Genomic DNA, 6,969 nt, shown 5'->3' with positions numbered 1-6,969 from the left:
GGCGGGGGGGGGGGGGGCGGCCGGCCCCCGCGCCTCCCGTCCGTCAGGAGACCGCCATCAGTCCGCAGCGGCCGCCTGCACCTGCCGCTGCACCCGACCGAGCATGCCGACCATGCCCCGGATCCGCAGCGGGCTGACCGCCTCGGTGAGTCCGAGCGTCAGCGGGTAGTCCACCGGGACCGCCAGGACCTCGGGTGCGGACAACCCGGACAGCCCCTGCGCCAGGATCGACGCGAAGCCGCGGGTGGTCGGTGCCTCGCGTGGCGCCGTCGCGTGCATCCGGACCACGTCCGGCGCATCGCCCTCCGCACCCACCGTGACGGTGATGAAGACGGGGGACTGGCACTCCTCGACACGCTCGAGCTCGTCCTCGTGCCCCTGCAGCCGCTCGGGCAGCGCGGGCAGCTCGTCGGAGAACTCGAGGAGCAGCTGGAGGCGGTCCTGCTGCGAGAGTTCGAGGAAGTCGTCGCGGATCTCGGCGAGGGGGCGGGGGAGTTCGGTGCTCATCGGGTGGGAACGGTACCCGGCTCGGTGCCCGTGGCGATCGGGACGCGCACGGCGCTGCCCCACTCGGTCCACGAACCGTCGTAGTTGCGGACGTTGTCGTAGCCGAGCAGGTGCTGCAGCACGAACCAGGTGTGGCTCGAGCGCTCGCCGATGCGGCAGTAGGCGATGACCTCGTCGGCACCCCCGATGCCGGCGCCGTCGCGGTAGACGGCGTCCAGTTCCTGCCGGCTCTTGAACGTGCCGTCGGGAGCGGCCGCGGTGGCCCAGGGGATGTTCACGGCGGTCGGGACGTGTCCGGCGCGCAGGGCGCCCTCCTCCGGGTAGTCCGGGGCCGTGGTGCGCTCGCCGGAGTACTCGGGTGCGCTGCGCACGTCGATGAGCGGCTTGCCGAGGTGCTCGAGCACGTCCTCCTTGAAGGCGCGGACCTGCTCGTCGCGGCGCTCCACGACGGGGTACTCGACCGGGGTGACCTCGGTACGGTCGGTCGTGACCGCGCGGTCCTCGGCGATCCACTTCGCCCGGCCACCGTCGAGCAGCCGGACGTCCTCGTGGCCGAACAGCGTGAACACCCAGAGGGCGTACGCGGCCCACCAGTTGTTCTTGTCGCCGTAGATCACGACGGTGGTGTCGCGGCCGATGCCCTTGCCGCCGACGAGCCGGGCGAAGGCCTCGCCGTCGATGTAGTCGCGCTGGACGGGGTCGTTGAGGTCGGTGTGCCAGTCGATCTTCACCGCGCCGGGGACGTGGCCCGTCTCGTAGAGCAGGACGTCCTCGTCGGACTCGACGACCACGAGGTCGGGGGACCCGGTACCGGCGTCGAGCTGCTCCTGGAGCCACTCGGTCGACACCAGGCGCTCGGGGTGGGCGTAGGCGGCGAACTTCTCGGACGGGTCGACCGGTGCGGTCATCGGGGGTACCTCCAGGCTGCGGGACGAGCGGGGCGGGCGAGGCATAGGATCGGTCCTCGGTGCCCGCGGGCAACGGTACGCGGACGTACCGACCGCCACCTGCAACGTGACACCGCACGACATGCTTCCCGGAGGGGCCACACTTGCCTGCACACCTCGTCGACCGCGATCCGCAGGTGACGCCGCAGCAGATGGCCGCAGCGCTCGTCCCGCCGCCGCAGTTCGCCGACGCGTCGTTCGCCAGCTACCGGCCGGACCCCGAGTACCCGTCGCAGGCGGCGGTGCGCGACGCGGTCGAGGCCTTCGTCGCGACACGGCCGGAGCCAGCGCGGCGCGGCCTGTTCGGCCGCCGCCGCGAACCGGTCCAGTCGGCGCGCTCCGGCGTGTACCTGGACGGCGGGTTCGGCGTCGGCAAGACGCACCTGCTCGCCGCGGCGTACCACGCGGAGCCGTCGCGGAAGACGTTCGGCACGTTCATCGAGTACACCGCGCTCGTCGGCGCGCTCGGGTTCCAGGGCACGGTCGACCTGCTCCGCGGGACGTCCCTGGTGTGCATCGACGAGTTCGAGCTCGACGACCCGGGCGACACGATGGTGATGACCCGACTCATCAAGGAGCTGTCCGAGTCGGGCACGCGTTTCGCGGCGACGTCGAACACCCCGCCCGGTGCGCTGGGCGAGGGCCGGTTCGCCGCGCAGGACTTCCTGCGCGAGATCCAGGCGATGTCCGACCGGTTCGAGACGATGCGGATCGACGGGCTCGACTACCGCCGTCGGGCCGTGGACGAGTCGGCGCGGGTGGTCGAGGACGTCGTCGGTGCACTGCCCGGTGGGGCGACGACGCTCGACGACTTCCGTGCGGTCGTGGACCACCTGGCGACCGTGCACCCGTCGAAGTACGTCGCGCTGGTGGACGGGCTCGACGCCGTCGGGCTCACCGACGTGCAGGCGTTCACCGACCAGACCGACGCACTGCGCTGGGTGGCGCTCGTCGACCGCCTCTACGACGCGCAGGTGCGCATCGTCGCGTCCGGTACGCCGCTCGACCAGGTGTACCCGCAGGCGATGCTCGACGGGGGCTACCGCAAGAAGTACCTGCGGGCCGCGTCGCGCGTGGTCGCGCTGTCCCGCGCGGCCGACTGAGCCACCGTCGGACGGGAGGCCCGTGGCGACACCGCCACGGGCCTCCCGTCCGACGCGCGCGACCGTCCGGCCCTCGCGGCGTCCCGTCAGCGGTGTCGGACCCGTCATCCGGTGTCCGGAAACACACCGTTCACACGGGAGCCCCACGCGTTACACCCGCGAAACACATCGTGCTCCCTCGCGAAACGTCGTGTCGCCAGACTCGTCAGCACCCGAGGGCGGTCCCGAGAGCCGCACTGCAATCGCGAGAGGTGAACAGATGCTTGATCAGGGCAACACGGCATTCGTGTTGATCATGGCGGCGCTGGTGTTGTTCATGACACCCGGCCTGGCCTTCTTCTACGGCGGCCTGGTGAAGGCCAAGTCCGTCATCAGCATGATGATGATGTCCTTCGGAGCGATCGCCCTGGTCGGCGTCCTCTGGGTGCTCTACGGCTACGCGATCGCCTTCGCGAACCACGGCGAGGGCACGAACGTCGCGGGCATCGTCGGGTTCTTCAGCATCGACTGGAACCAGATCGGCCTCGGCCAGGCGTTCGAGGAGGCCAAGGCCTCGACGATCGACGCCGCGTACCCGTCGATGGCGTTCGTCGGCTTCCAGGCCACGTTCGCGATCATCACCGTCGCCCTGATCTCCGGTGCGATCGCCGACCGCGCGAAGTTCGGCGCGTGGATGATCTTCGCCGGCGTCTGGGTCACCGTCGTCTACTTCCCGGTCGCCTCCTGGGTCTTCAACCTCACCTCGGGCATGTTCGCCACGTGGGGCGTCATCGACTTCGCCGGTGGCACCGCGGTGCACATCAACGCCGGCGCCGCGGGTCTCGCCCTGGCGCTCGTGCTCGGCAAGCGCGTCGGCTTCGCCAAGGGCGCGCACAAGCCGCACAACCCGCCCTTCGTGCTCCTCGGTGCGGCCATCCTCTGGTTCGGCTGGTTCGGCTTCAACGCCGGCTCGGAGGGCGCCGCTGACGGCATCGCCGCCCTCGCCTGGGTGAACACGCTCGCCGCTCCGGCCGCCGCGATCCTCGGATGGCTCCTCATCGAGAAGCTCAAGGACGGCAAGGCCACCTCCGTCGGTGCCGCCTCGGGTGCCGTCGCCGGTCTCGTCGCGATCACCCCGGCCTGCGCCGCGCTCACCCCGGGCTGGGGCATCCTGCTCGGCTTCCTCGCCGGTGTGGTCTGCTGCTTCGCGATCGACCTCAAGTACAAGCTCGGCTTCGACGACTCGCTCGACGTCGTGGGCGTCCACCTCGTCGGCGGCATCTTCGGCACGCTCTACCTCGGCTTCTTCGCCGACGACACCGGTCTCATCTACTCGGGCTCCTTCGAGCAGCTCGGCAAGCAGGCCGTCGCCGCCGCAGCCGTCCTGGTCTACTCGTTCGTCCTGGCCTTCGTGATCGGCTTCGCCATCGAGAAGACGATCGGCTTCCGCGTGAAGACCGAGGACGAGGTCGCCGGCATCGACACCGCGGTCCACGGTGAAGAGGGCTACGTGCTCTACGAGGAGCGCGACGAGACCCCGGTCGCGGTCCGCTAGACACCGCACCACCCGCATGACGACGGGCCCCGCGCACACAGCAGGCGCGGGGCCCGTCGTCCTGTGCGGTGCCGGTCACAGTGGTCGCGACCACGGCGCGTGGCGCCTGCCACGGACGGGAGGCGCGGGGGGGGGGGGGCCCGCACCGCGCCTCCCGTCCGGTGGTCGCGACCACCGCGCGTGGTGCGCCGCGCTGTCAGGTCACCAGGCGTAGTCCTCCGGCGAGGTGTCGTGGCCCGGGAAGATCTCGTCGAGCCGGTCGAGGGCGCGCTGGTCGAGTCGGATGTCGACGGCGCGCACCGCGGACTCCCACTGCTCCATCGTGCGCGGGCCGGTGATCGGCGCCGTCACACCGGGCTGGTGCAGCAGCCACGCCAGGGCCAGCTCGCCCGGGGTGTGACCGAGCTCCTTCGCGAGCGACTCGTACGCGGTGAGCTGGTCGCGGTGTCCCTCGACGTACTCCGCGCTGCGGCCGGACAGGCGGCGGGAGCCGTTCTCGGTCTTCTCGATGACCCCGCCGAGCAGTCCGCCCTGCAACGGCGACCACGGGATGACCCCGAGGCCGTACTCACGGGCGGCGGGCAGGACCTCGCGCTCGACGTCGCGCACGACGAGGTTGTAGATCGACTGCTCGCTCACCAGGCCGAGGCTGCCCCGGCGTGCGGCTGCCTCCTGCGCCTGCGCGATGTGCCACCCGGCGAAGTTCGACGAGCCGACGTAGAGCACCTTGCCCTGCTGCACGGCGACGTCGATCGCCTGCCAGATCTCGTCCCACGGGGTCGCCCGGTCGACGTGGTGGAACTGGTACAGGTCGACGTGGTCGGTCTGCAACCGACGGAGGCTCGCGTCGAGCGACTGCCGGATGTTCAGCGCGCTCAGCTTGCCGCCGTTCGGCCAGTCGGTCATCTCGCCGTAGACCTTCGTCGCGAGGACGGTCTTCTCGCGTCGACCGCCGCCCTTCGCGAACCAGCGGCCGATGATCTCCTCGGTGGCACCCTTGCCCACCGAGCCGCCGTAGCCGTTGGCGGTGTCGAAGAAGTTCACGCCGAGCTCGTGCGCCCGGTCCATGATCGCGTGCGAGTCGTCCTCGCTGGTCTCCGGTCCGAAGTTCATCGTGCCGAGCACCGCTCGTGACACCGACAGCCCTGTCCGTCCGAGGTGTGTGTAGTCCATGCCTCCGGTCTACGCGGGTGCGGGTGTGCGAACCAGGCCCTGCGGGTGCCGGTCATGCGCCCGGCGTAGAACGGGACGAGCCGTCCTCCACGGAGCGCGGCCGATGGACCCCACACGGAAGGACGCACCATGCCCGCGAAGGACGAGATCCCCAGCACCCTGCAGCGGTCGCCGGAGCACGCGCAGGACATCTTCGCCGAGACGCTCGACTCGGCGAACGAGACGTACGGTCCGGGAGAGCGCGCACACCGCACCGCCTACGCCGCCGTCAAGCACGAGTACGAGAAGGTCGGCGACCACTGGGAGGAGAAGGACTCCTCCGGTCCGTCGGACTCCGGCGCGGAGGGCACGCGCGGCTCCGGGGAGACCCAGGGCGGCGTCGACGCGAACGCCTCGAAGGCGCACCTGATGGAGGTCGCGAAGCGCCTCGACGTCAGCGGCCGCTCGACGATGGACAAGGACGAACTCGTCCAGGCGATCAAGCGGGCGAACGACCGGGCGACGGCAGCGGCGCGGCGGTGACCGGACCGGCGACGGTCGCGTGGGGGTGACCGCGCCGGCGACGGCTGCGGTTGCGCGGCGTCCGGACCGGCTGTCGACTCGTTCGTGCATGCTCCGCCCGGCATGCGCCGTGGACCGAGGGGAGTAGCGTGCCGCGGGTGAACACGCCAGCACTCCGTGGCAGCCGGATCCTCGGCTTCGGCCACCACCAACCCGACCGGGTCCTCACCAACGACGAACTGTCGACGATGGTCGACACGAACGACGAGTGGATCACCACCCGCACCGGCATCAGGACCCGCCGGATCGCGGGCCCCGACGACAGCGTCGTGTCGATGGCGATCGAGGCCGGTCGGATGGCCGTCGCCGACGCCGGTCTCGAGCCCTCCGACATCGGGCTCGTGGTCGTCGCCTCGACCACGCACCGCGAGCGGTCGCCGTACACGGCCGGACGGGTCGCCGCGGCGCTCGGGATGGCGAACGGTCCGGCACCCATCGACATCAACACGGCGTGCAGCGGCTTCGAGTACGCGATGGCCCTCGCCGACCAGTCGATCCGCGTCGGCGCCTCGGACACCGCCCTCGTGATCGGCTCCGAGACCCTGTCCAGCATCGCCGACTGGACGGACCGCTCGACCTGCGTGCTCGTCGGCGACGGTGCCGGAGCCGTGGTGATCGGTGCTGCCGACACCGCGGAGATCGGACCCGTGTCATGGGGGAGCGTGCCGCACCTCAACGAGGCCGTGCTGGTCACGCGCGACCCCGAGTACTTCACGCAGCAGGGTCGGTCGATCTACCGCTGGGCGATCACGGAGGCCGAGGGACACGCCCGCGCGGTCGTCGACGCAGCCGGAGTGACGCTCGACGACATCGGCGTCCTCGCCTTCCACCAGGCGAACCTCCGCATCATCGAGCCCCTGGCCGAGGCACTCGGCGGCGGGGACAAGTACGTCGTGCGGGACGTGGTCGAGTCGGGGAACACCTCGGCCGCGAGCGTGCCGCTCGGGCTGTCGAAGGCGTGGCACCGCGGGGAGCTGCCGGAGGACACCCTGGCGCTGCTGTTCGGCTTCGGTGGGGGCTTCGCGCACGCCGGGCAGGTGGTGCGGACGCCGAAGCGGCGCTCGTGACCCGGTGACGCGCTGACGCCCGTCGACGGACGCGGACCGCGCACGGACGGGAGGCGCGGTGCACGCTGGCACCGCGC

At 71.2% G+C, this 6,969-nt stretch carries 7 protein-coding genes; 4 read left to right on the top strand and 3 right to left on the bottom strand.

The window, feature by feature from the left end:
- Nucleotides 1–57 precede the first annotated feature (57 nt).
- Complete coding sequence (locus M3677_RS08845) at nt 58–507, bottom strand: SufE family protein (RefSeq protein ID WP_251160285.1); 450 nt, start codon at nt 505–507, stop codon at nt 58–60.
- The gene (locus M3677_RS08840; protein WP_251160284.1) at nt 504–1,415 is read right to left on the bottom strand and encodes a sulfurtransferase; all 912 of its coding nucleotides are present in this window, start codon (nt 1,413–1,415) and stop codon (nt 504–506) included. Before M3677_RS08840 ends, M3677_RS08845 begins: the two co-directional genes overlap by 4 nt.
- Nucleotides 1,416–1,606: 191 nt before the next feature.
- Here M3677_RS08840 and zapE point away from each other — a divergent pair, with 191 nt between their 5' ends.
- Both zapE and M3677_RS08830 read left to right on the top strand, forming a co-directional pair.
- The gene (gene zapE / locus M3677_RS08835) at nt 1,607–2,557 is read left to right on the top strand and encodes a cell division protein ZapE (RefSeq protein ID WP_251160291.1); all 951 of its coding nucleotides are present in this window, start codon (nt 1,607–1,609) and stop codon (nt 2,555–2,557) included.
- Nucleotides 2,558–2,816: 259 nt separating this feature from the next.
- A complete protein-coding gene (locus M3677_RS08830; protein WP_251160283.1) occupies nt 2,817–4,091 on the top strand; it encodes an ammonium transporter in 1,275 nt (424 codons plus the stop codon).
- A gap of 201 nt (nt 4,092–4,292) precedes the next feature.
- Here the strand turns inward: M3677_RS08830 and M3677_RS08825 are convergent, their stop codons facing one another.
- Nucleotides 4,293–5,264, bottom strand: coding sequence for an aldo/keto reductase (locus M3677_RS08825; protein WP_251160282.1), 972 nt, complete (start codon nt 5,262–5,264; stop codon nt 4,293–4,295).
- A 129-nt stretch (nt 5,265–5,393) separates the two neighbouring features.
- Here M3677_RS08825 and M3677_RS08820 point away from each other — a divergent pair, with 129 nt between their 5' ends.
- Nucleotides 5,394–5,786: a ChaB family protein gene (locus tag M3677_RS08820; protein ID WP_251160281.1), complete on the top strand. Its 393-nt coding sequence runs from the start codon at nt 5,394–5,396 to the stop codon at nt 5,784–5,786.
- Between the two features lie 137 nt (nt 5,787–5,923).
- Nucleotides 5,924–6,892 (top strand): beta-ketoacyl-ACP synthase 3, encoded by a 969-nt coding sequence (locus M3677_RS08815; protein WP_251160280.1) that lies wholly within the window; start codon nt 5,924–5,926, stop codon nt 6,890–6,892.
- Nucleotides 6,893–6,969 lie beyond the last annotated feature (77 nt).

Origin of the sequence: Curtobacterium sp. P97 (assembly GCF_023712445.1) — a bacterium.
GTDB lineage: Bacteria > Actinomycetota > Actinomycetes > Actinomycetales > Microbacteriaceae > Curtobacterium.
This window is presented reverse-complemented; position numbering and strand designations above follow the sequence as displayed.

Excerpts from the sequence above, each read along its gene's own strand:
- M3677_RS08845 (WP_251160285.1), bottom strand. The coding sequence starts at position 507 with ATGAGCACCGAACTCCCCCGCCCCCTCGCCGAGATCCGCGACGACTTC.
- zapE (WP_251160291.1), top strand. The coding sequence starts at position 1,607 with ATGGCCGCAGCGCTCGTCCCGCCGCCGCAGTTCGCCGACGCGTCGTTC.
- M3677_RS08825 (WP_251160282.1), bottom strand. The coding sequence starts at position 5,264 with ATGGACTACACACACCTCGGACGGACAGGGCTGTCGGTGTCACGAGCG.
- M3677_RS08820 (WP_251160281.1), top strand. The coding sequence starts at position 5,394 with ATGCCCGCGAAGGACGAGATCCCCAGCACCCTGCAGCGGTCGCCGGAG.
- M3677_RS08830 (WP_251160283.1), top strand. The coding sequence starts at position 2,817 with ATGCTTGATCAGGGCAACACGGCATTCGTGTTGATCATGGCGGCGCTG.
- M3677_RS08840 (WP_251160284.1), bottom strand. The coding sequence starts at position 1,415 with ATGACCGCACCGGTCGACCCGTCCGAGAAGTTCGCCGCCTACGCCCAC.